The 22,680-nt window shown below is 54.5% G+C and carries 21 protein-coding genes and 1 pseudogene; 8 read left to right on the top strand and 14 right to left on the bottom strand.

All coding sequences use genetic code 11. The annotated features are described in order from the left end of the window. Positions 1–237: 237 nt before the first annotated feature. From BLW80_RS00380 to BLW80_RS00360, 5 genes are all read left to right on the top strand, one after another. The gene (locus BLW80_RS00380; RefSeq protein ID WP_093756381.1) at positions 238–2,070 is read left to right on the top strand and encodes a metallophosphoesterase; all 1,833 of its coding nucleotides are present in this window, start codon (positions 238–240) and stop codon (positions 2,068–2,070) included. A gap of 10 nt (positions 2,071–2,080) precedes the next feature. Next, positions 2,081–3,556, top strand: a complete 1,476-nt coding sequence (locus tag BLW80_RS00375; RefSeq protein ID WP_093756380.1) for a hypothetical protein — start codon at positions 2,081–2,083, stop codon at positions 3,554–3,556. Between the two features lie 112 nt (positions 3,557–3,668). Beyond that, positions 3,669–3,908 (top strand): hypothetical protein, encoded by a 240-nt coding sequence (locus BLW80_RS00370; protein ID WP_139285767.1) that lies wholly within the window; start codon positions 3,669–3,671, stop codon positions 3,906–3,908. Between the two features lie 151 nt (positions 3,909–4,059). Continuing rightward, positions 4,060–4,788, top strand: coding sequence for a hypothetical protein (locus tag BLW80_RS00365; RefSeq protein ID WP_093756378.1), 729 nt, complete (start codon positions 4,060–4,062; stop codon positions 4,786–4,788). 8 nt (positions 4,789–4,796) lie between these two features. Beyond that, positions 4,797–5,507 (top strand): hypothetical protein, encoded by a 711-nt coding sequence (locus tag BLW80_RS00360; RefSeq protein WP_093756377.1) that lies wholly within the window; start codon positions 4,797–4,799, stop codon positions 5,505–5,507. 7 nt (positions 5,508–5,514) lie between these two features. Here the strand turns inward: BLW80_RS00360 and BLW80_RS00355 are convergent, their stop codons facing one another. Further along, complete coding sequence (locus BLW80_RS00355) at positions 5,515–5,826, bottom strand: helix-turn-helix domain-containing protein (RefSeq protein WP_093756376.1); 312 nt, start codon at positions 5,824–5,826, stop codon at positions 5,515–5,517. A gap of 480 nt (positions 5,827–6,306) precedes the next feature. On the opposite strand from BLW80_RS00355, the gene BLW80_RS00350 reads away from it, so the two are divergent. Continuing rightward, on the top strand, positions 6,307–6,516 hold the full coding sequence (locus tag BLW80_RS00350) for a hypothetical protein (RefSeq protein WP_093756375.1): 210 nt from the start codon (positions 6,307–6,309) through the stop codon (positions 6,514–6,516). A 71-nt stretch (positions 6,517–6,587) separates the two neighbouring features. On the opposite strand, the gene BLW80_RS00345 is transcribed toward BLW80_RS00350, so the two are convergent. The 9 genes from BLW80_RS00345 to BLW80_RS00305 form a co-directional block, all read right to left on the bottom strand. Next, positions 6,588–7,193: a hypothetical protein gene (locus tag BLW80_RS00345; RefSeq protein ID WP_139285766.1), complete on the bottom strand. Its 606-nt coding sequence runs from the start codon at positions 7,191–7,193 to the stop codon at positions 6,588–6,590. Between the two features lie 157 nt (positions 7,194–7,350). Beyond that, a complete protein-coding gene (locus BLW80_RS00340) occupies positions 7,351–8,310 on the bottom strand; it encodes a hypothetical protein (protein WP_139285765.1) in 960 nt (319 codons plus the stop codon). Between the two features lie 1,158 nt (positions 8,311–9,468). Beyond that, the gene (locus tag BLW80_RS00335; RefSeq protein WP_093756372.1) at positions 9,469–10,260 is read right to left on the bottom strand and encodes an inositol monophosphatase family protein; all 792 of its coding nucleotides are present in this window, start codon (positions 10,258–10,260) and stop codon (positions 9,469–9,471) included. A gap of 68 nt (positions 10,261–10,328) precedes the next feature. Next, positions 10,329–11,006, bottom strand: coding sequence for a hypothetical protein (locus tag BLW80_RS00330; RefSeq protein ID WP_093756371.1), 678 nt, complete (start codon positions 11,004–11,006; stop codon positions 10,329–10,331). 12 nt (positions 11,007–11,018) lie between these two features. After that, a complete protein-coding gene (locus BLW80_RS00325) occupies positions 11,019–12,182 on the bottom strand; it encodes an acyl-CoA dehydrogenase family protein (protein WP_093756370.1) in 1,164 nt (387 codons plus the stop codon). Then, the gene (locus tag BLW80_RS00320) at positions 12,175–13,161 is read right to left on the bottom strand and encodes an NAD-dependent epimerase/dehydratase family protein (protein ID WP_170849534.1); all 987 of its coding nucleotides are present in this window, start codon (positions 13,159–13,161) and stop codon (positions 12,175–12,177) included. The genes BLW80_RS00325 and BLW80_RS00320 overlap by 8 nt, the downstream gene beginning before the upstream one ends. Before the next feature lie 59 nt (positions 13,162–13,220). After that, on the bottom strand, positions 13,221–14,549 hold the full coding sequence (locus tag BLW80_RS00315; RefSeq protein ID WP_093756368.1) for a phenylacetate--CoA ligase family protein: 1,329 nt from the start codon (positions 14,547–14,549) through the stop codon (positions 13,221–13,223). Continuing rightward, positions 14,546–14,689 carry a hypothetical protein gene (locus BLW80_RS30145; RefSeq protein ID WP_170849533.1) on the bottom strand — a complete coding sequence of 48 codons (144 nt, stop codon included), beginning with the start codon at positions 14,687–14,689 and terminating at the stop codon, positions 14,546–14,548. Before BLW80_RS30145 ends, BLW80_RS00315 begins: the two co-directional genes overlap by 4 nt. A gap of 276 nt (positions 14,690–14,965) precedes the next feature. Further along, complete coding sequence (locus tag BLW80_RS00305; protein ID WP_093756366.1) at positions 14,966–15,625, bottom strand: hypothetical protein; 660 nt, start codon at positions 15,623–15,625, stop codon at positions 14,966–14,968. 279 nt (positions 15,626–15,904) lie between these two features. Here BLW80_RS00305 and BLW80_RS00300 point away from each other — a divergent pair. After that, a pseudogene (locus BLW80_RS00300) lies at positions 15,905–16,648 on the top strand (IS5 family transposase). Here BLW80_RS00300 and BLW80_RS00295 read toward each other — a convergent pair. The 3 genes from BLW80_RS00295 to BLW80_RS00285 are packed head-to-tail and all read right to left on the bottom strand — an operon-like array spanning position 16,645 to position 19,552. Beyond that, a complete protein-coding gene (locus BLW80_RS00295; RefSeq protein WP_210185287.1) occupies positions 16,645–17,394 on the bottom strand; it encodes an adenylyltransferase/cytidyltransferase family protein in 750 nt (249 codons plus the stop codon). The pseudogene BLW80_RS00300 and the gene BLW80_RS00295 overlap by 4 nt on opposite strands. A gap of 31 nt (positions 17,395–17,425) precedes the next feature. Beyond that, on the bottom strand, positions 17,426–18,358 hold the full coding sequence (locus BLW80_RS00290; RefSeq protein ID WP_093756365.1) for an ROK family protein: 933 nt from the start codon (positions 18,356–18,358) through the stop codon (positions 17,426–17,428). A gap of 18 nt (positions 18,359–18,376) precedes the next feature. Beyond that, positions 18,377–19,552 carry an aminotransferase class III-fold pyridoxal phosphate-dependent enzyme gene (locus BLW80_RS00285; protein WP_093756364.1) on the bottom strand — a complete coding sequence of 392 codons (1,176 nt, stop codon included), beginning with the start codon at positions 19,550–19,552 and terminating at the stop codon, positions 18,377–18,379. A gap of 377 nt (positions 19,553–19,929) precedes the next feature. Between BLW80_RS00285 and mobQ the strand changes: the two genes are divergently transcribed. After that, positions 19,930–21,096, top strand: a complete 1,167-nt coding sequence (gene mobQ / locus BLW80_RS00280; RefSeq protein ID WP_093756363.1) for a MobQ family relaxase — start codon at positions 19,930–19,932, stop codon at positions 21,094–21,096. Here mobQ and BLW80_RS00275 read toward each other — a convergent pair. Continuing rightward, a complete protein-coding gene (locus BLW80_RS00275) occupies positions 21,059–22,570 on the bottom strand; it encodes a type IV secretory system conjugative DNA transfer family protein (protein WP_093756362.1) in 1,512 nt (503 codons plus the stop codon). The genes mobQ and BLW80_RS00275 overlap by 38 nt on opposite strands. Between the last annotated feature and the right edge of the window lie 110 nt (positions 22,571–22,680).

Raw genomic sequence — 22,680 nt, 5'->3', positions numbered from 1 at the left:
GGCCGAACTCCCAGCCTCCGGTCACGATCCCTCGCGGAAAGGACCACCGGCCCGCAGAAGCCGTCGAATCGTAATGACGACGACAGGTGCAATGCCGGATACGCGGATTCACTCCTCACTTGTGCGTCCGCCGGCGCCGGGAATTGCGAACAGCTGATGACATCTATATAACCGCACTCGTAATTCGAGTATTCTTGATTAATGCGCGGTTTGAGCGAGGGCAAAAGGGGGCACTTAATGGCCATTCGTCCGCTTGACGATTTCAAGACCTATCCGAGAATGGTGCACTGGTTTAACCCGGTACTACTAATCAAGCTGCTCAATAATGTCGTGACGTCGGCTATGTTCGGCCAGTACGCCGACCGCCGCCTGATCGTTGCCGCTCTCGACACCGTCGATGCGAAGGTTCACGAAAAGCGTGCACGCTCCATGCGCGACGAGAATATCCTCCCACAAGTCGGCCCGGTCTGGTTCGATTTTGTTGCCGATTTGGGCGACGGGTTTGACAGCACATATGCGGTCGCGAGCCTGCTCGCGCGCGAAAAGCTCGAAATCGACAAAGAAGAGGTGCCAAGAGGCCAGTTTCTTCTCATGGGCGGTGATGAAGTCTATCCACTTGCGGACAAGCAGACCTATGCCAATCAGCTGAAGCAGCCTTACAAATGGGCGTTTCCTGATCATGACCGGAAATCCGACCACGGTGTGCCAATCTTTGCGATTCCCGGCAATCATGATTGGTATGACGGCCTCGTATTGTTCCTCGCCTATTTTTGCCGCGAGAAGCCGACGCACTTCGGCTCCTGGCGCTCGCGCCAGCGCCGCAGCTACTTTGCCATACAGCTCACCGAAACGTGGTGGCTCTGGGCCACGGACATTCAGCTCGCCGAGGACATGGATCAACCGCAAGCCGATTACTTTGAGCAGATCGCGAAGGTCATGGGAGATAACTCGCGCATCATTCTTTGTTCTGCGGAACCTGGCTGGCTTTATACCGACACCAACACCGCTTCGTGGAGCATCATGGATTTCGCGATTGGCATAGCGAAGAAAGCGAACCGGACTTTCGCCGTGCCGATCTTGTTGTCTGGTGATACCCATCATTACAGCCGTTATGCGACTGAGGACGGAACACAGTTCATTACGTCGGGCGGCGGCGGCGCCTTCCTGCATCCGACCCATCAGCTGGAGGAAAGGGCGGACATCAGATGGTGCGGAACCAAGCGGACGTTGAACCTTGCCAATAAAGCAGGGACAGAGGAAGCCGCTGTCTATCCGTCGATGAACGTCAGCCGCAAGCTCATCTGGGGTAATCTTCTATTCGCCTTCAAAAACTGGGATTTCTCGATCCTGATGGGCGTCATCTACTTTGTGATCGGTGTCGTGGTCGGTTTGCGCGACGAGTGGGACGTGTACGCGATTGTCGCGTTGCTGCTCGGCTATGGCATCGTGTCTTATACAACCGACCAGGAAAAGGTCTCGTTTTTCAAGACTCTCAAGGCGAGATCACGGCTCGATCAATTTCCTGACAGTAACCCAGAGGCGCAGAGCGCTCTCGTCAAGAAAACCGATATCCAGCTCAGCAAAGCTACAACGGTTGTCACCGCCAGCCTGTGTCACACGGCTGCGCACGTCGCTGCCGTGTTGCTGGCGGCCCACTGTTTTGCGCAGTTTAATGGGGAGACCTTCACCCTCACAGGTCAGTGGTGGTACGTCTGGAAATGGCTCGGGTTATTGCTTGTGGAAATGGGGGTCGTGGGCTTCTTTATCGGGAGCACCATTTTCGGCCTGAATATGCTGATTACCGGTCTATGTTTCCGGATGAGCCGCAACGATTCCTTCAGTGCGCTTCGTATCGGCCGATACAACAACTTCCTGCGTATTCGTATCGATGGCGATACTGTGGATATTTATGCCATCGGCCTTGAGAACGTGCCGGATCGTGAGGACTGGATCGACAATTCTAAAATGAAAGAGCCTGGCCAGCCGCATTTTGTTCCGGCCAAGGGCAAGGAGCTTAAACACCACTTGATTGAAAAAGTGGTTGTCTCTGGACCCTATAGACCTGCATGAGGGGACTTTGATGAAGAATCCAAGGACCGTTCTGGCAGCAACAGCGATCATCGGCCTGTTGTCGCTGGGGGGCGCCGCTGCACAGGCGCCAGCGGCACAGGGCGCGGCCGCAGGAGACGGTAACGCGACCGGAGTGAACGCAAAAGCGGTCACATCGCCGCAAGCCAAGGCGCAGGGCAGCGCACAGCCTCCTGTTGTTACGCCACCGGATGCCGACAAACCCGATCCGCAGCAGCAATGCGTGAAGCCGGGCGAATTTGCGGTAGAGCTCGGGTCCGGGCGGCATCCGGTCGGCGATACGATCGTCTTGCCGTCGACGTTTCTTCCGACCGCTCAGCGCGTCGAAGTCGGCATACGCACCGCCTACGTCGACAATCTGCGCTTCTTTGCGGCTCTCGACCGCAATGCTACGCATCGCCGCATCCTGACGCGCCAGGATGTCGTCACGCGGCGCGCGGTGGCCGCCGATGAACTCGTCAAGGACGGTGAACTAGAAGCTAATCAGACCATCGTCAGCTTAGCTCTGCGGGATAGCGACGCCGGGTGGTGGCAGAAGTCAGATCTCTACCTCTACACATGCAGCGGTGAATACTCAGGACCAGCACGGGTGTCACGAGTCAACGTGAGACTCAGTCCGTATTGGAAAAGCTTGGTCGCTTGCACCGGCGTCACCCTCATCGCCTATCTGATGCTCGGTTTTGCGCTGCGCAGACGTGACGAAAGATACTCCCGCTTTTGGAGCGCGCTTAATCCAGTGAAGTTGTCGTCAGGACCTGATGGAAAGGGAAGCCTCTCGAAATTCCAGGTCTTGCTATTTTCTGTTCTGGTGTTTGCGCTCATTGTTCTGTTTATGCTGAAGACGGGCATGCTGTCGGAGCTCTCCGGCACCATTCTGACATTGCTCGGTATCAACGGCCTGGGAGCAACTGTCGCCAAAGGCGCCGACGCTAGCCGCACCACGCTTTCCGGCGAGAACTACGCGTGGCTATTGCGGCGGGGTTGGATTCAGGCACGGCGCGATCTCGCCGACAACTCGCAAGCCGTCTGGAGTGACTTTTTCACGACGAATGGCGAGTTTGACGTCTATCGTTACCAAAGTTTCTTGTTCTCACTGGTCGTCGCGTTTGCCATGGTCGCCGCAGGCATAGGCCAGCTCAGTTCGTTTGTTATTCCGGACACAGTGTTGGGCATCGTCGGCCTTAGTCAGGCCGTCTACATCGGCGGCAAGCTCGTGACCCGGACCAATATGACGGACCTTAACACGGCCATCGCAGACCTTCGGGACAAGGAGAAGAAGCTGCGCGACGCAGCCGTTGCCGCGCGACAGGCTCTCGCTGCGGGCGCCGCGCCAGTTGGCGTTGCCGCTCTGGTTGGCGCAGTCGCGTACAACGACTATCGCGAGAAGGCCCGCGACGTGGCGGCTTTGTACACGATAGAAACGGGCGTTCTCGTCGCCGATCAAAATCTGGAGCCGTCGATCGGGTAGTCGTCTAAGAGACTATCTTACGTCCAGCGGGGCTCGCAAACCCCGTGGTCGGCTGCGGGGAGGTTCGTCTCCGACCCTGAAACACGCTGACGCGCTGGCACAGGCGGTCTCGTTGGATATGGCGGCGCATTGGCAGCCCACCGCCGTCAATTATCTGGGGCAGGTCACCAAGACGGTGATCGTCGAGGCCGTCCGCGAGGGGGTGTCGGAGCAGGCGGCCAGCCAGCTGGCGGACTTGAAGAAGTCGGCCATGGCCGAAGCCGCCGAGCGGTTGCTGGCAGACAAGGGCTGGTTGCCGGTGGTGCTGCGGTTGCCGCATGTCCTAGATAATAGGGCGCTAGCTGCAGTGTAGCTCTGCCGTGGTCGGTGGCGAAGCCGGGACCGCTTGCGGTCTCGGCTTATTTGCATACAAAAAATTCGCTGCGTGGCTTGGGCACGCAGCGGCCTCGATCTTCGATCGAGGCTGGTGGATCTAAAACTTCCGCGTGAGGCGCTGAATTTACTTGGATGATTTGTTGTTTTTTCGCAATTTTAACCGACGGGGCGGGCTTGATGCCCTTAAAGACCAGGCTGATGGGGAGAACATTTGCCCGGCGAGCCTGGGCGTAGAGTCGGGTCAGCTTGCTCACGCGGTCATTGGCAGACTTGGCGTTTTGCCAGAAAAATGCTCAACTGTCGGTAGCAGGGGTGAATATACGATGAAACTCAATCACGTGCGTGTGCTGTCTGCCGCTGTCTTTCTGCTTTTTGCGAGCAACTGTTATGCTCAAGGCGTTGCAACCATCGAAATTTATAAGACGACCGTTCAAGACGTGTGTGGTAGCAGGAGCTACGCAGAAGCGAACAGTTGCCGTGGTTTGACGGCGAGGCGCTTTGATGAATTGCAGCGTCGGGGGCGGCTGCAGCTTTTGTATCAGACGGATGTAATACCACCCGATAAGCGCTCGTTCAGCGAACAGTTGATAATGGACTCCCGAACGATAAGTGAGCTCACATCGGGGACCAGCATCTGGGCGGCGCTTATGGTGGTCAAATGGTCGGGCCGGTCGCCCCGGTCGATCACGGTGAGCCGCGATGATCGAGACGGAAATTCGTTGGCCGATCCGACGGCGTACAATCAACCTCCAGAAAATAAGCGGTTTTTTTATCACTTTCCGTACGAGCAAGTCAGCCGCGTTGTTCTGACTATGGAAGCCCGGATCCCGAATTACCGGATTACATATCACCCCTGAGGCTGTATGTGACAAAGCAGAAATTCATTGAATTAGTCGTTGAAAAGATAATTCTCGCTTCGGTAGTGGCAACATTTTCGACTGCTATCCTCTTTAGCTACAACCTTTTCAGCAGATCATTCGACGCGGCCCGGGAGCAATCGCGCAACTTTTCTTCGTTTGCCATCAAGAGCAAAGAGACGGTTCTGACCGCGACTGCGGAAGTGGAAGTGGCGTTGAATGGCCTTTTCCACGTGTTCAGGGACAAGTCCGAAGCAGCAGGTCGCCGGGACATCGCATTCAGGATGTATAGCCAGCTGGCTCAGTTGAATTCAGCGATAAACGTGCTGGCAGGTTTCCAATACCAATCTGGAGAAGGGCCCAAGGCGGCGTTTCCTAAATCCGTCGGATTTGCAAGAAGCATAAACACGCAGCTTCGTTCGCTGGCCGCATCATACGATCAAAAGACGAACAGACTCATCGAAATTGATGATCTGAAGAAGCCATTGGACAAGATCGATGCGGACGAAAGCCAGTTTGTCGTCGCGTTCAACAATGAGTTGGGGGCGGCTCTGTCCAAAGAGTTCGAGCAATTTTACGGATCTTATTATCTGGGAGTGCCGTGGTATGCGCGCCCCACAGTATTGTTCATCCTTGCCTTGGTATCGCTGGTCGCTTGCATGGTGACCTTGCTCCTGCTTCCAGGCGAGAAAAGTTCGACCGCGAACGACATAACTTGAATGATCGTCACGCGCTTGCAGTACTTGAGGTTGGCAATTTCTTGAATAGGAACGTCTTTTCAAGGCTATTGAATATAGAGCTCCGTGTGCTGCGCCGGACATATTTGGAGGGTTTGTCGGCTCTTGCAGTTTTGATCGACGGGTTGGGCTTGATGCCCTCAAAAATCTGGCTGATCGGGAAATCGAGTGTCGTGCAGATTTCGTACAGGCGGCCTGCGCTGACCCGGTTGGTGGCACGTTCATATTTCTGAATCTGCTGGAAGCTGACGCCGATGGTTTCGCCAAGGTGGTCCTGACGCATGTCCTGCTCAAGCCGCATCCTGCGAATTTGCTGAGCAATATGCTCATCGATGGAGCTGGCCTTCCTTTGGTGACGCTGGCTCGGCTTTCTTCATCCTGGGTCACCTCGGGTCCGGCGCTCGGCGCACGGGAACCAGCTTAGTTGACCGGCAGTTCGGGTCGACCCACCCGCAAGTGAAGCCACAGCTTTCCTCGCCGTTGGGCAAGGCTTTCCCTTTGATCCGGGCGGGCAGCTTCTCCTCCAGCGTCCGCGATACCCGCTTTTTATCAGGCTCCTGCTTCGTCTCAGGGCCTCATCCCGTTGTGGGGCTAGCTCCAATACACGGCCGGTGATGACGGGAAGTTAGGACCGAGGCGCCCCGGCGCAAGGCATCCAACCGTATCCCGGAGGGTCCCTCTGCCGGAGCCTCCTTGCGCCGATGCTTATGACCTCTAGTCCTTTTGCACTCCCGTCCGGCCGCGATTGGCGCAGCTGGACTAACAAACGGGAGATAGTCCGATGAAGACGAACCAAAAGAGCCAGAAACCATTTGCGGTTTACGTGGTCGAAGGTGAAGGCGAGAAGGCCTACTGGACCAAGATCGGCGCAGCCTGGCCGCATGAGGACGGCAAGGGCTTTAATATCAAGCTCAGCTGCCTGCCCATGGATGGCCGGCTGGTCGTTCGCGAGCCGAAGGCAGACAAGGAAGACGCGGAGGCAGCGGAATAAGCCAAGCCGGTACGCGGCAGAAGCGCGAAAGCGCTCCTGCCGCCGCTATCGATACATGCACCGGTATAAAGCTAACGCAATTCACGCGTGAAGTCGGAATTTGTGAGCCAGCCGACCACGCTCTCTGTTGGTAGTCCACTGTCGGTCACAAATACGTCCTGAGCACCGTTGACTTTCATCATCGCATCTCTCGCATCCGCAAGAGATGCATCTAATTTTGTCATCGCAAATTGGGATGCCGTTTTTCGGATTTCTTCATTGCCGAGCTTATGAGCGAGAAAATCCGCCAATTTCACTTCCTTGAGATCGAGGCGGGCTGTGGTTGCCTGTCTTGACACCAAGTATTTGTTGAATGTGCTCTCATGCACGACGAAAGCGATCTTCTGATCCGCGAAAATCGGGATACGCGTAATTCCCTTATCGAACAGGTCTTTCAACTGTTGTGCGTTCAAATCGGTTTCGGGCGCTGTTGCGTTGAGCACCTCGATCCTATTGCGTGGCTTCATCGCCTGCCTTACCGAAAGTTGGTCTAGCTGTTGGTCCGGCGTGAGACGAGTAACCAGCTCTCGAACGCTCTGGTTTGCGCTCGCGAAGTTCTCGCGAGCGAAATAGAACGCAAGGATGGTTCCAGCCCAAGTGCCGAACAACGGGACAAGTCCGGTAAATACCTTGTCCATTGCATTATTCGTGGGAGCATCGGGGCCGTATTTGAATATAATGAGACCTCCAAGCACAACGCAGCCAAGGAATGAGCAGAGAAAGACAGTCCAAGCCAAGCGGTCTTGGAATGGCTTTGGCGACTTAGATTGATAAGTATCGCTCATAGTCGCTTACTCAAGCCGCACGCAGCCCGCCAAGAATGGCGTCAACCGTTTGCTTTTCTTGATCTATGAGGCCCGTGATTTGTTTTTCGAAATCTTTCCCGATCTGTATTTTTCGCTCAAGCAGAGCAGAGAGCTGAGTTTCCATATCTGCCGCTCTAGCAGATGTTTCGTCGGAGTTTATGCTCCGCAACTTTGTGGCTGTGTCGCGAAACATTACGATTGATGGCTCAAGAACGGCTAGAGTCTGATCCTTCTTCATTTGGATATTCGTGCGAAGACAGGTGAATAGCGTGTTGGTGGCCTTTGTGATCTCCGTTCCACCGCTATAGGCGACCTCTTTCCGTCCGGCGTCCACCTCGGTCTTCATCTCTCCCTGTAACCGCTGCGCCCGCTCTTCAACTTTATGAACCTCCGCACTGATGCTCTTTACCGTGAATTGCGGTAAATTCAGCTTTATCTCCTGAGTTTTCATAGTGAACTCGGGAATGTCCAGCTTCACGCTGACGCGCCCCATCCGGAACTCCGGAATGCCCATGATGATCTTCTGCTCCTGCATAAAGGTCACGGGAACATCAATAAGGATGTCTTTCCAGGAAACGCTGAAGCCGTGAAACTCCGGATATTGTCCAACCTTCCTTGTTTCCATTCGGACAGACGGGGTGTGGAAGACCATCTCGCGTTGTACCAGTTCCGTCTGAGGCACATCGAAGCTCCACTCTTGGAGCTTCATTGTTACTTCGGGCAGATCTAGTTTGATTACTACGACGTCCCACGTCACATCGATATCGATATCGACGCCAGCCTCTACCGGATTATCAGGGGAAGGGCCGTCATCTCGCAATTTTTCGAATTGCTGCTCATACTTCCCTGTTATGGACTTGATCTTGTCTTTGAGGGTTTTGCTAAGCTCGTTTGATTTGTTCAATAGCGCAGCTTGGTATGCAGCGCAGGGATTATTGTCTTCAGCCATTGTCACAAATCCTAAGCAGATTGCAAAATTGATTGGATCGGAGGCAACCCAGAACGGTTGACCGTGAAAAAGCATCGATATCGTCTTGGCGTATGGCTCGACGGGAAGTCGAAGCAACCGTACCGGGTGCATGCGTGTGGTCAAGAAGACTAGCAATCTAAAGGTGTGTCGTTTTGACGCACGCTCTGATTGTGGCCCTAGCGAGAGGATCATTCCAGGCGGCCGTTGTCTCACGTTCACTGCCAGTCGCCAGACGCGACGCGCGGCAGAGGGGGGCGAAGAACTTCGTATCCCAACCTTCGTGTTGCGACCGCGTGGAGCTTAGGATCAATGGCGGCATACGCGCATGCGAGTGGACACCGTCGGGAGGGTGTCCACTCGGCCCAAGACATTTTGCAGGTTCAAGTACTTAGAGTTTTAGGAATTCCCGGCTGGTTCAAGGTCTGCGTCACAGGCGACAGTCGCGGACCATAACGCATCGGTGGCAGGAAGAAATCCTGGGACTTCTTTTCGATACTCTTCGGCGAGCAGGGCGCGGCCGCATTTTGTTCGAAGTGCTTCCTCAATAGGTGCCCGAAGTTCGGTGAACGGACTCCAAACTTCTTTGAACTGTTTAAGTACAGAAGTAGCTTTTGGTCCCATTGAACTGAAGAGACGCAAGGTCAGAAGCCGTAAACGGGGGCGACAGAGATCGTCTTCTGCTCAAGAAATGATGGCATCGAGCGCAATCATGCTCTTCTGCGGTCGTGTTGCCTGGTCAAACTGCGGTAGTCCGAAACTAAAGCCGTTCGTGTTGCTTGCCATCTTTGTATCGGCGAACTGTAGCGAGCTGCAGCCCGCACTAAGTACGTTATCCATAAGAGTATAGTGGAAGTGTCGGAGTAGAGAGTTACCAACTGATCTGAGTAACTTTGCTTCTCAGCGCAATTTCCCGCCGCCGATATTGAATTCGACTTCGGCCTGACTTGCTCGCAAGGCGAGCGAAATCAGAAAAGCGCAAACAACCTCAAGAGAGAGCGTCTTGAGGCCTCACGATGTGCAGCTAAAACCGAATGAAAGAAACAAAATACTGGGATCAGTCGCGTGCTCGGCATATCCCTGTCGGCCCTACTAACCCTTCAAAGCTTTATGTAGTGCTCGTCGCCTCCGACATAAGCCTCAAATACCAAGTCCAGTAGCGCTCAGAAGCACTTCTTGCAGTCCGCGAGTACACGCGAGAAACGGATTGCCCTCGGTCAAACCATTGCCACCGAGGAAGTCACTAGAAAACCCTCCTGCTTCATCGACTAACACTATTCCCGCTAGTACATCCCATGCCCGTATGTGGGTTTCACAATATGCATCAAGCCGCCCAGCGGCTACATAGGCTATGCCAAGGGCACCCGAACCAGCATTCGTCACTCCTGCGCCAAGATTTGCAACACGGTGAGCAAGTTCGAATGAGGTATCCGTCCCGCTATGAAGACTTGATCCAACTTCAACCTGCGAGTGCTCTAGCGCGCTAGCGGCCGAGACTTGCAGCTTCAAGCCATTCAGGAAGGCGCCACCACCCGAAATTCCCGTGAACATCTCATCTCTGATCGGGTCGAATGTCACTCCGAGGATCGGCTTTCCATCGATCAGATAAGCCATCGAAATGCAAAAATGCGGGATGTGTCGAGCGAAATTTGCTGTGCCGTCGATCGGGTCTATAACCCAAAGAGACCTTGAGCAAGTGCCGCCTCGCTCCTCCGCGATGAATGTGTCATCTCTAAAAGCTTCCCGAAGACCTGATATGACTAACTCTTCTACCTCGTGATCGACGCTGGTGACGTAATCTTGAGGACCCTTTGAGGAAATTTCAAAGGGATCGCGCTGATAAAAGCGACGTTTCATTAGGTCGCCGCTTTGCTTTGCGATTGCTTGAGCAGCAAGGAATCGCTGAGCAATGCTATTCAGCTCTGCAGCCATCAGAATATACTGACTTTCCTACAAGATATCTGCGATATGAGATGAAGCGGCTTGGTATTCAACCATCATCACGAAATCTCTGCGAGAGTAACGAGCTGAACCGATCCTGGCCTGCGTACATAACGAACGATTTCGAGATCACCAACGCGTTCCATACCAAACGCCGTCTCGCGCCATCTGGCCGCCAAGATTTTGATCTTGTCTGCGTCTAGGGGAGACTCTTCGTATACGAGCAAGCTCGCATGCGCCGTCTTCCGCATATTCTGAATAGAGTCTTCTCCCGATTTCGTTTTGATGCTGTCGCCCGGTATTTCGCGGAAGACCGCCTCCCGAAGCTTCTGAAGGCTTTCATTCGGATATCCCTTGACGATCACCCCACTGGGAGTAACGGCTATCCCACGAAATGAAATTTCGATTTCTCGAATTACACTTTTGTACTGAGAGATGCTTTTGGCGTATGCAGCAATCGTCTCTCTAGGAGTCTCCTCGGAAAACCCTTCAATTGATCGGATCGTGAGGTGAATGTTTGATTCATTGTAGAGAACCGATTGCGGGCCTATTGACGCTTTTAACTGCTCGCCAATTGCGAATACCGCTCTTCCCAGTGTTTTCGGTCTGTAGATTAAACTGATACCCCAACGAGAAGATCCTTCAGTCGGGATAGGATCAATATCAAAATTACGATTGCTCAGGGCCGTCTCGCCCGCAAATTCAATCTTCTGATATATCTCTTCGATTGATGACATAGACTCCCTATATCACAATTTGTGATAGCTTTCATCCCTTAAAAGCATCTTTCCAATTTTCATTTTGCAAAAGTCGTCGGTGGGGCCCATCAACGATCCAGCTAAAGCGTCGCGTAAATGCCGTTCGATAGGCAGAACATTACGGACGTACGACAAGCCGCCGCACGCAAGCATGCACTCTCTGCAAACATCCACGGCCGTCTCTGCGGCCGCAACTTTTGTGGCGGTCATAGGAACGGCGATCTTCTCGAAGTCCGATTGAGTGGACATCAATCTCGCAAGTGCCGTCACGGCCGATTCAAGCTGCCACAATTTTATCGATATTCCGCCAACGTGGGTCTGGGCCGTAGGATAGTCACTCAGACTCGTACCAAAGCCCGCCGCGTCGGCATGATACTTGCGATTGCGAACCCGCTCAATTGTCGCATCACGAGCTGCCTCGGCAATTCCGAGATATATAGACGATAGTCCCAAATGATAAATTGGTTGGTTCGCCTCATTGTATTGGCGAAGCCCATCAGACCCTTTCCCAAAAACGAGGGCATCATTATCAACGAGGGTATCAAACCTCATCCAGGTGCTCATATTTCCGGAAAGACCGAGGCCACTCCAGCTTCCAAAAGAAATTCCTGGTAGATTAGCGTCGACTACAAATACGGCATGATCCCTATCACTTTCCGCGCCTGGAGCTCGTGTGGAGACTACATAGAGATCCGCGTGGCCAGCTGTAGTGGCCCAGCTCTTGTCCGCGCGTATCCGATAGCCGCTTCCAATTGCTTCGGCTGTGCTGGAAAGAGACCACCATTGCGACCCTGATCCTGGCTCACTTATTGCTTCTGTGACTAAACACTTTCCGGCGACAATGCGGGATAAGAATCGATCTCGTTGCGCTTGGCGGAAGTGTGCAACTAGCGGGCTCACGCTGGTAACGTGCATCAAAAAGATCATGGCGGTTGATGCGCACGCGTTGCCGAGAGTGCGCATTACCTGCGAGAACTCCATTGTGCTTGCGCCAAGGCCGCCAAGCTCGATAGGAATCATTAACCCCAGAAGTTCAGAATCTCGAATCGCGTCGATGCTAATCCGCGGGAAATCGCCAGCCCGATCGACCAGCGGTGCATTTGGGCGCAGAACTGAATGAGCCAATTCTTCGGCGACCGCAATTGCTCTATTCATCGCCGAATCTCCGATAATCGACCAAAAATGGTCCTACATGGTTGCTCTTAATCTGCGCTTCGAACTGCCTAAGCCATCCTGTGTTTGTCGAGTACCACTCCAGTGTTTGCAACAGATCTCGATCGAACTGGGCTTCCGGTCTCCAATTCAGCGCGCGTGCGGCTGCTGATGGTGACGAGGTTAAACTTGATCCGCGTCCGTCCGGATTAGCGAGCGTTAAAATCTGAACCGGAAGGTGCGAGGCCACTTGACTGACCGCGTCTCGTATCGACCGGGCTATGCCTGAACTGATATTCAGGACTGTGTGGGGTATGCTGCGCGTTAGGGCGAGCCAAAAAGCGCGACAAACCTCATGAATATGAAGAAAATCTCGCGTTCTTGCCTCATCCGCGAATAACGGAAGCTCATAAAGACGTCGTGCAATTGAGCGCGGAATTACCCGATCTGGCGATTGCCAAGGTCCGAAGAGGTTGGTCAACCTGACCACCGTTACGTTCAGTCCATATGAATTTCTGTATAGAGAGCACAGGTCTTCACAACAAACCTTGCTGGTGGCGTAAGGCGAGAGGGGCCTACGATCGTCAGACTCCGTGTAAATGCGATGATCTGAGCCTCCATACACCTCGACAGAGGAAGTAAAGATGGTTGGGCGAGGGTTGCTACGAAGCGCTTCGAGCACGGTAAGAGTCGAATTGACATTGTTGGCGATGGTCAGATTGGGATTTCTAACAGAGAAATCCACGTGGGCTAGCGCGGCCAGATGAACTACATGCGTCACCGAGTTATCGATCTGAATTGGATCAATCGCGATATTTGATCGCACAAAAGAGAAGTTCATGTGATCGCGGATGCCAGAATCTTTTAGTCGTAAAAAATCATCGTTGATATCGTAACCAATAACTTGAGCCCCGTGTGATAGGGCGTAGCTGATAAAATTGGTTCCAACAAAGCCCGCAGCACCTGTTACAATTATCTTCATGATCCGATAGTTTCCGTAAAACATGCATCGGTTAAAATCGAGGCCGCTAGGGATGTTAGTTAAACGCTACCACCGAATTCGACCCGAAAGCGCTCGAATTTTGCCCCAGGGAGTTTAACGGGACCAAATGCTACGGTGATTTCGGCTGACTCCCCGAGCTTCTCTTCAACAAAAGATGCTAATTGGTCTGAGCAGGCGTCCACGTTGTGGTGTAGCTCGACTTGAAGGTGAAATTCATTCAATCCCCGCTGAGTTAGCTGGAATTCGCTAATTTGTGCAATCTCGAACAATTGGTTGAAGCGAGTAGGCGAAACTAGTTTGCCAGATAGTAGTCTAAAATTCTGGACAGTGCGCCCTTCAACTTCGATTAGTCTTGGTGTGACCCTTCCGCATGTGCAGATGGCTCGACTGATACGACCCAGGTCTCCGGTTCGGTAGCGTACGAACGGCATTACCTCATTTCGAAGGCTAGTCAGGACAATGTGGCCGACATGGCCGTCGTCTAACAGCTCACCGCTATCGTCCAGCACCTCCACGAGGATATCTGGATCAAAATGCATTCCATTTCTTTTGTTGCATTCTGATGCAACGATCCCAAATTCAGTCAAACCGTATGCTTCGATTATAGGAGTTCCCAAACAAATAGCCGATCGAGCCTTGAGGGCGGGATCCAGATTGGCGCCACTGACGATGGCGGCCCCGCAATATCCCGAAAACAGATCATCGCTGCTTGCGAATTCAAGTAAAAATTCTAGGAGACTCGGTCTAAGCGAAATAGCGTCAGGTCGCAGACATCGCACTAAATTGACAACCGCATTCAATGCTTCGACTGATCCCGCTTCTGTTACCCACTGGAGAAGTCCTCCCCCCCAGGGATCGAGCCAAAGCTCGTTTTCGCTTATTGGGTTGTCGGAGATATAGATTGCAAACATTGAGGGTTGTTCAGCTGCGAATACGTTCGCGCGCAAGGCGACCCTCCGTGCCGTCAGTAGCAGATAATCGAAGTAGTGAAGCTCATCAAAAAGAACTTCTACCGGAGTTCCTGTCGTTCCTGATGTCGTTTTGACCCACAATGGATGATGCAGGGCCTTCTCGTTAATAATTCTGTCCCTAGCGCTGCGAAGAAACGTCTTGTCAAACGGAGTAATCGATCTCAGATGATCTATTGAAGAAGATAGTAGGGGAATAGAGAAGCGAGCGGGATTTGAAAGCGTACTCTCTATCTCGTCCCAGTTCATCGGGAAGTCTTCGCGAGCCCGGCGACCGTCGTCGCGATCACGAAGTAATTGCTGAATGGACGTGGCCCGCAGTGGACACGTCAGATCAACCAAAACATTTGGAACGGCTTCGATAACCCGCGCTGCGAGGTTGTACTTGGCGGCAATCAAATTGCCATGCCACCCTTGGCCAGCTTTGCTGCGATACGCAATTCTCCAACCTTTATTGTCTTTAGTCTCTCCGGACCTGCGGTTTCAGCGATATTTGTCATAAGTGCATCAACGCCCAATGCGGTCAGCACCTTCGTCACGTCCGCCTCGGTAACACCAGTCTGCTGCGCGAGTGATGCCGATAGCCCTTGAACTACACTAGCCCCGTTTCCCGACATGCGGTTTACCCCATTTTTTTGAAGTACACTGAACGCCTACTAACGTTTCACAGAGGCAAGGGGCTGTCTAGAGCGTGTACTCATAAATTGAGGTTCGCAAGCAAGCTCAACCCGTTTCCGGTATTCGGCACATTGCAGACTCTACATCGGCTCAGGCCCCTTTTGTGCCAACAGGCGACATTAATCCGCGCGGCCCACCTATCCTGGCCGCCCATGGCTTCCGCGCACTTGGAGGGCGCCGCCGAGCCACCTGCCAAAGGCGGCGGTCGCGAGAACGGGCACCAGCATCAGCGGCACGATAAAGATCGCGATATAGGCTTGGCCGGCATCGCGGACACCACTGGCGATTGCGGCGCCCCAGATGCCATGCACCATGGCGACCATCACCAACGCCATCGTGGCGACGACACCGCCGAAGCTGCCGGTTGCAGCCACGGCCCCGAGCGACCACGCGAGCATTAAGAGATAGAGCCCGATCCCGACCTTGTCTGAGCCATGCGTCACAAAGAGCAGAACAAATGCTGTCGCGGCGAAGGCGATGCCGACGGCGTGCACGATTGCCGTCCGCTCCGTGCCGAGGCGTCGCGCCTCCGCTCCGATCAGGCGCACGTAGCCGCTGCCGGCCAACGCCACTAACCCGTTGGTGACGCCGTCGACTCCTAATCCGTAGAGCGCGCCCGACAAAGGGCCGCTTAGTGACAAGCGAGAGAAGTACAAGCCTCCCCAAGCGCCGAAGCCGAGGGCGGAAAGGCCTGCCGCGATCAAGTGGGAACGGGTCAGCATGAACAGGCCGGCGCCGGCCAGCAGCGGCAATAGCGGCTCGACGACAACGAGGTAGAGCAAGTCGAGAAGGGGCATTGACGATTTCAATCCGCCAAGGTGACGTCCGAACCGTGCCACAGCCGAAAGCGATGGCAATGGAAACCGGCCAAACTGCTGTGCATTAGTGGCCCGGTCCTGCGGTTTGGTTCATGCGGGCGAGTATCGGGGGTGGCAAGCATGTCGGCCCGGGGTCATTCGCGTCGCTTTTGGCATGTCGGCGGCATGTCCGCTATCCGACCCATCTCCGACCTGCAGTTCGGTGTTACGAACACCAAGATAGACATGATTCAAGCTCCCGGACCGGGGCCTCGAATCATGAGATACGAACTCACGGACTATGAGTGGACTGCCATCAGGCCGTTCCTTTCGAACAAGCCGCGCGGCGTGCCGGGGGGCGACGACCGGCGGGTCCTCAACGGCATCTTTTGGGTTTTGCGGTCGGGAGCGCCATGGCGCGATCTTCCAGAGACCTTTGGCCTTTCACGACCTGCTACAACCGGTTTGTTCGTTGGCGGATAGCTGGAATCTGGGATTCGATCATGGAGGCCCTCGCGGAAACCCATGATGGTCTGTCCAGGTGATCGACACCTCCATTGTCCGCGCACATCAGCACGGCGGCTGCGCGGGAGGGGCCGAAACAAGGCTGATGGGCAGGTCAAGAGGTGGGCTGACGACCAAAATACACGCTTGTGGCGATAGCAACGGAATGCCGGTTCGCCTTGAACCGACGACCGGTGAGGCCCACGACAACCGGCTCGTCACCGAGCTGCTGTCTGATCTAAAATCAGGCGCGATGTTGTTGGCTGATCGAGGGTACGATGCAGACTGGATTAGGGCATTCGCCGGTGGGCTAACATTCCTCTGAAGCGAAATCGCAGGGACCCAATCTGTTTTAGCCCATATCTGTATCGGGCACGCAATTTGGTGGAGCGTTTCTTCAGTAGGATAAAGCAATGCCGGCGCGCCACCCGATATGACAAGCTCGCCGTAAATTACCTCGCCTTCATAAAGCTCGCAGCCATTCGGATTTGGCTGCGGGCTTATGAGTCCACGCCCTAGTCCGAAAGAATAGTCCAGAAATCATTCTCCTGATTTTGTTCCTGCACTGAGTCCCTTATTTCCGTTCTATGTCGTTCGCTTTCCAAGCTATAAATAAGTTTTCGGAGGTTGCTCGATGAGTAATTATGATTTCGCGTGTTGGAATACCAATTAAATGCAAATTCAGTTTGGTCAATTGATGAAGTATCCCAGTCTGCGCCGACAATTCGTAAATCTATGTTGATAGTATTATGCGTAAGTATCTCCCGCAGTGATGCTTCTGTATCGTATACTATTACTTCGTCAACGAACCTGATTGCTTTTAGGATGATGAGACGCTCCTCCACTGACATGATCGGCTTATTCTTTTCCCTTCCCCGATCTAGAGTGGGGTCAGATTGTAGTCCAACAATTAGGTAATCGCAGACCGTCTTGCATTCCTCGAACATCAGAATATGACCTGCGTGGCATAAATCGAACGTTCCGCATGTGAAGCCCCGCTTTCCATGCACATTGGATTGCGGCAAGAGTAATTGCGGTGGTTGATGTGACGGGGGAGAATGTAGTTCTTCAAATTCGTCTCGCACCAATAGTGGGTCGTCCTCAAGCGTTTCATGCGCTGATGGCTTGCAGACAAATGCAGATGTTGGCGCCGGCGTTTGGATGTCGCTTAATGTGCTGGCGACAGTTGCAAGTTGCTCTTGTGTAAGTTCATTTAATCGTGCGACGAAATACTTAAAGGCTTCTGGATTCATCAGCGTGGCCATGCGCAAAAGTTAAGAATGCACCCAGTAAGGCTTAGGTATAGGACATCAAGACAGCACCAAGTACTCCGCCTGTGTCGCCAAGGCTTGCTCGTGTAAATCGCGCACCTTGCTTTGCCAAGGGCATCAGGCGCCCGCGAGTGCCTTCGACAACAGTTTCAAAGAAGCCATCGGTCGATTCCATTACGCCACCTCCAAGGACCACGATCCCTGGATCATAAAGGTTGATCAGGCTAGCTAAGCTCATCGATAGCCATTGAGCGGCTTCACGATAGGTTTGGACTGCTATCGCATCCTTCACCCTAAGTGCCTGAAGCAAGGAAAGTGCCGTCTCAAACGAAACTCTGTCCGAAGTGCCCGCTAGGTCGTTGGCCCTTCGCAAAATTGCCGTGCCAGAGGCATACTGTTCAACGCAACCACGCCCTCCGCATGGGCATGGATATCCCTCGTATTCGACTGCGATATGTCCGACTTCGGAGGCGGCGCCGTGCTCGCCCAGAAAAAGCTTTCCGCCGCAGACTGCTCCGCCACCTATGCCGGAGCCCACGAATATGGCGACGAAGTTATCAGTCTTCGGGCTTTCGGAAACATGCCATTCGCCCAACGTTCGTGCATTTGCATCATTATGCGCGGTTATCGTGAGCCCAGCAAAATTCTCGACTAAATCTTCTAGATGTCTGCCGCGTAAGCTTGGGATCGTTGGTGAACTAACAATAACGCGGCTAGTTGGTTCAATATTGCCTGCCAGCGCGATGTCAATTTGCTCAACGACGAGATCTAAGCGCTTGGCGAGATCGAGATAATAAACAATTACGTCATTGAGTGCAGTCGCAGCATCGTCTTTGTAGTCAGTTCGCTGGAATGTCTTTGGTAATAGAACGCTTCCGTGAACCAAGGCGGCGCGGATAGCGCTGCCACCCAAGTCTATTCCCAGATGGACGGTTTTACCTAAGGGTTTCAACAGCATCTCTTTTGTCCAGGCTTTCTAAGAAATTGCCTCCAACACTTTTCTTAGCCGAATGGTCGTGTCTTCAGCCAGTGACGCGTCAAATGTCAGACTTGGGTTAATTCTTACAAACGGACTTTGAAATATTCCGTATAATCCAAATTCGATTGCAGCGCGAAAAAGTTCGTCGCTTGACCGAGCGGCATCAGAGTTTCTATTTTTAGTGCAGAAACCGAGCATAAGGCCGCGGCCTTGGATTTCACGCGACAATTCGAATTCGTTCATTAACGCAGAGAGGCGATCGCGTAGCAATTTTCCGACTGCGCTAGCGTTGGCAATAAGATTGTTTCTAAACAGCATGTCCAGCGTGACATTTCCAGCGCTAATCGCCAGCAAGTTCCCCCCAAAGCTCGTGGAGAAGCCCAGTGTGAAATTCTTTGTTACGTGGTCAATGTAGTCGCTGTGGGTGAGTAAGATAGATAGCGGAATTCCGTTTCCGATCCCTTTTCCAAGCAGCAGAAAATCAGATGGGATTGGGTCGTCATCAATCGATAGGAATTTTCCAGTTCGTCCGCCGCCCGTCAAGCACTCGTCGATGACGTACATTGAGCCGGTGCTGCGGCAAAAATTGGCTAAGCCCCGGAGCACGTGACGCGGGACGGGGCGATTTCCATTTGTTCCTTGTATTGGTTCGACGACCACACAGGCGATTTTGGAGCACCCGAGATCTTCTACGCTTTCTAAAAAGCTATGTAAGGCTAATAGAAATTGGCTCTCGTCGAATGATTGCTCAATCAAGGCCCAAGGCAAGGTCAATGCGGGAACGAGTTCCGGATGGTGCGTACCCACAAATTTGGGGTTTGATAGGTGTCGTGCGTACGCGCCGCGACCATGATAGCTGCCTTCAATGCTGACTACAGCAATGCGGCCCGTCAGTAGCTGGCTTATGTGAACTGCAGCTTCGACGGCTTCACCGCCTGTGCTTAGTAGGACGGCTTCATCAAGTTCACGAGGGATGAGCGGAGCAAGCTTTGAAATGAATTCATCCCTGAGTTCGCTCCTGTAGGCGTTACCGATAACTCGTCGAAGCTGGGAGGCCACTGCGTCATTGAATTCAGGTGCATTGTGTCCCAGAAGGATCGTTCCTGCTGACGCAAATAGATCAATATATTGGCGGCCAGCGGAATCGAAGACCGAGCAGCCCTCTCCATGCATAATGGATGGTCCGCGTCGCGCAACTTGGCCTAGCGTCCGATCAAAGCGCAAAGTTAATGCTCGGTTTGAGTAGATTACTAGTAACGGTATTCACGGCAAATTGGCAAGCCTTGACCGGAGTGTAGTCCCGTTCAGCTAATAGCAGTTTGTTTACCGTCGTTCGCAACGCCGTGGATGTCAGGCCCCGGAGATAGGAAGATAAGTTTTTTAGGCTTTCGGATCGTGAACTCAATAGCGATGGGTGGATTCAGGTGAAAAGACGATCGTTGGTATAAACGCGCACTTATACATCGCTACGCGACATAGGTGCACGGCCGACACAAATGTGTGTCTAATGGCCGTAAGGGTCGCTGCCGCGACTAGGATCTAGGAGGGGAATGGCTTCATATCATCTTTCGGCACAGCCGGTGAAACGGTCCGAGGGGCGCTCGGTCGTTGCCATGGCCGCCTACCGGGCAGGGGCCCGGTTGAAGGATGAGCGACGAGGCCATGAGGTTGACTACCGGCGCCGCCGTGGTGTGGTGCATGCCGAGATCCTCGCGCCGGCTGATGCGGCTGAATGGTTGCTGGACCGCGAGAGCCTCTGGAATTACGTAGAGCGCATGGAAGTGCGTAAGGACGCGCAGCTCGCGAGAGAGATCAACATGGCGCTGCCTCATGAGCTCACAGACGGTGAGCGGTTGGCGCTGGTACGTGCCTTCGTTCGGAAGCAGTTTGTATCGCTGGGGATGGTCGCGGATTTTGCGATCCATGCGCCGGTGGTGGAGAAGGGGGATGACCCGCGTAATCACCATGTCCATGTGCTGCTGACCCTCCGGCAGGCGGGAAGGGACGGCCTGCGGCGCGTGAAAACACGCGCGTGGAACAGTGATGCCATGCTGATCGCATGGCGCCAGGCGTGGGCCGAGTGCCAGAACCAGGCGCTAGGGCGCAGTGGGCATGCGGCGCGGGTCGATCACCGGAGTTTGTCGGTGCGACATGCCGAGGCTGTGCATCAGGGTAACAGGAAAGAGGCCATCGCATTGCTGCGCGAGCCGGAAATTCATGTCGGACCTAAAGCCAAGAAGGTTGCTCTCGTACGGTCACCGAAGAGCGTGGTGCGTGAGGTGGGTCCGAAGCGGAAGCGTGCGCCGGGGGGCGTCGCGGAGCGACGCGCGTTACGCTATGCCGAGTTCGATCGTGGCAGTCGGGCGGAGTGGACCATGCAGCGGCTCAGTCGCAATGCGCGGTCCTATGCGAAGGTGGCGGCTCGGGCCGAGCGGCAGATGGCACAGTTGCGCCAGCGGCAGATTCATTATGCGAACATCACCCGCGAGGTGGAGCGGGCGCCAGCGCGGGCAGACCACGCCGCGCGGCGGGCGCATGCGCTGAAGCGGTTGGCAGAGGTCGCCTATTGGCTCAACGAGCTCGACCTTCTTTTCTTCGCGTTGCTGGGATTCCGCGAGAGTCAGTTGGTGAGGCGCACTGTCTGGTCCAACAGGGTGTCGGCCTGGCGCCTGCGGGGACTCACGCGCGGACGTGAGCGGGTTTGGATGCCAGACTAGGCCAGGTGTCGTATTTTCCGCGCCATTGCCAGTTGCGCCACGAGCGATAGTTGACCTTCGACGCGAGCACCGGGTAGCGCAGGATATCGCTGCGATAGATGATAATGGAGCGCCGTCCCGGCAATCGCATGACCTCCGAGGGGTCAAGCAGCCAGCGGCCGGTCTCGGATTGTCCAAGGGAATGCTGCTGGCGGATGGGATCAAGATTAGTATGAGAAGTGCCCGCATTGTGTGACAGCGAGGTGGTCTGGCCGATGATCTCGGAGACGAAGCGGGCGGCGTCGAGGTCGGCGACGTTGAAGAACACTTTGCAGGTGGCATTCGCCAGGAACGAACCGGCGCGGCGGTAGATGGCGCGAAGCTGGCTCATGTCCTGGAACACGAGCAGGGGCGTGCAATAGGCGCGGAGATAGCCCACGCCGCGTTCCAGCGGCTCCAGGTGGCCAAGGGCGGCGGCTTCGTCGAGCAGCAGCAGGACCTTCTGTTTCGGGCGCGGCAGATTCTTGGCGCGCACCAGCGCGTTGATGACGCTGCCGACCGTCACCCGCAGGAAGCCCGCATAGATGTCGAGCTTCTCTTCATCGACGACCAGATAGATGGTCTTGGTTTCACGCACGAGTTTGCCGAGGTCACAGTTGGAATCGCGGCTGATCTCGCCAGCGGGGCCACCGGCCGTCCACACGCGGGTGGCTTTTTCCGTGTTGGAGAGGATACTCCTGAATTCCTCGCTGCCATCCATCGACAGGAAGCTGGCGGCGATTTCGGCGGCGGCGCGGGGACCCTCGGTACTTATTGTTTCCAATAGCTCCTTCAGTGATTCCGGTGGGAGGGTGGAGAGAGTGCGGACGTGGCAGAGGTTGCGGCGCTCCGGCTCAAGGCGCAGCACATAAAGAATGAGGCAGGCAAGCAATCCTTCGGTCTTGGCGTCCCAGTGGCTGGTCTTCTCATCCGGAACAATCATGAGGCGCGCAAGCGCTTCGGCGTCGTCGCGTTCATGGAAGGTGCCGATGCGGATGGGATCCAGCGGATTGAAGTGGTCTGAGGTTTCAGGGCTCGCGGTGTCGAGGATACGGACGCCCCCGAATTCTTCGCGGCGGCGGCGGGTGATGGCGCTGTTCTCGCCCTTGATGTCGATGCAGACGATCGAGCCGCGATACTCAAGCAGGTTCGGGATGACCACGCCGACACCTTTGCCCGCACCCATAGGCGCGAACACAGTGATCATGCCATCCCTGTTGAAGCGCAAAAAAGAACGGCCCTTCCGGCCGACGATCGGTCCACGTCCTCGTCGTGCGCCCGACAAGAACAGCTCCCAATTGGTCGCGAAGCGCGCCGAGCCCAGGGCGCCGCCAGTGCCAAGGCCTGCCCAGCGGTAGAGTGACAGCGTCAGCCGGAATAGGTGTTTGAGGATGAGAATGCTGATGCGCAGCGCAAGCCACGCCGCGTGTACTATCCAGAGCACCAACCAGATCATGCCGCAGTGTTACACCGGGAACGGACAGCCGCCGAAATTGGCAAGCGGAAGATCTTTAGTTGCCCGACGGCGCAGTTTGGCCGCAAGCCGCCCTTTTTGCCTGCTTCCGA

This window comes from Tardiphaga sp. OK245, assembly GCF_900108575.1.
Lineage (GTDB): Bacteria > Pseudomonadota > Alphaproteobacteria > Rhizobiales > Xanthobacteraceae > Tardiphaga > Tardiphaga robiniae.
The sequence above is the reverse complement of the archived record's forward strand: the minus strand, read 5'-3'. Positions and strand labels throughout refer to the sequence as shown.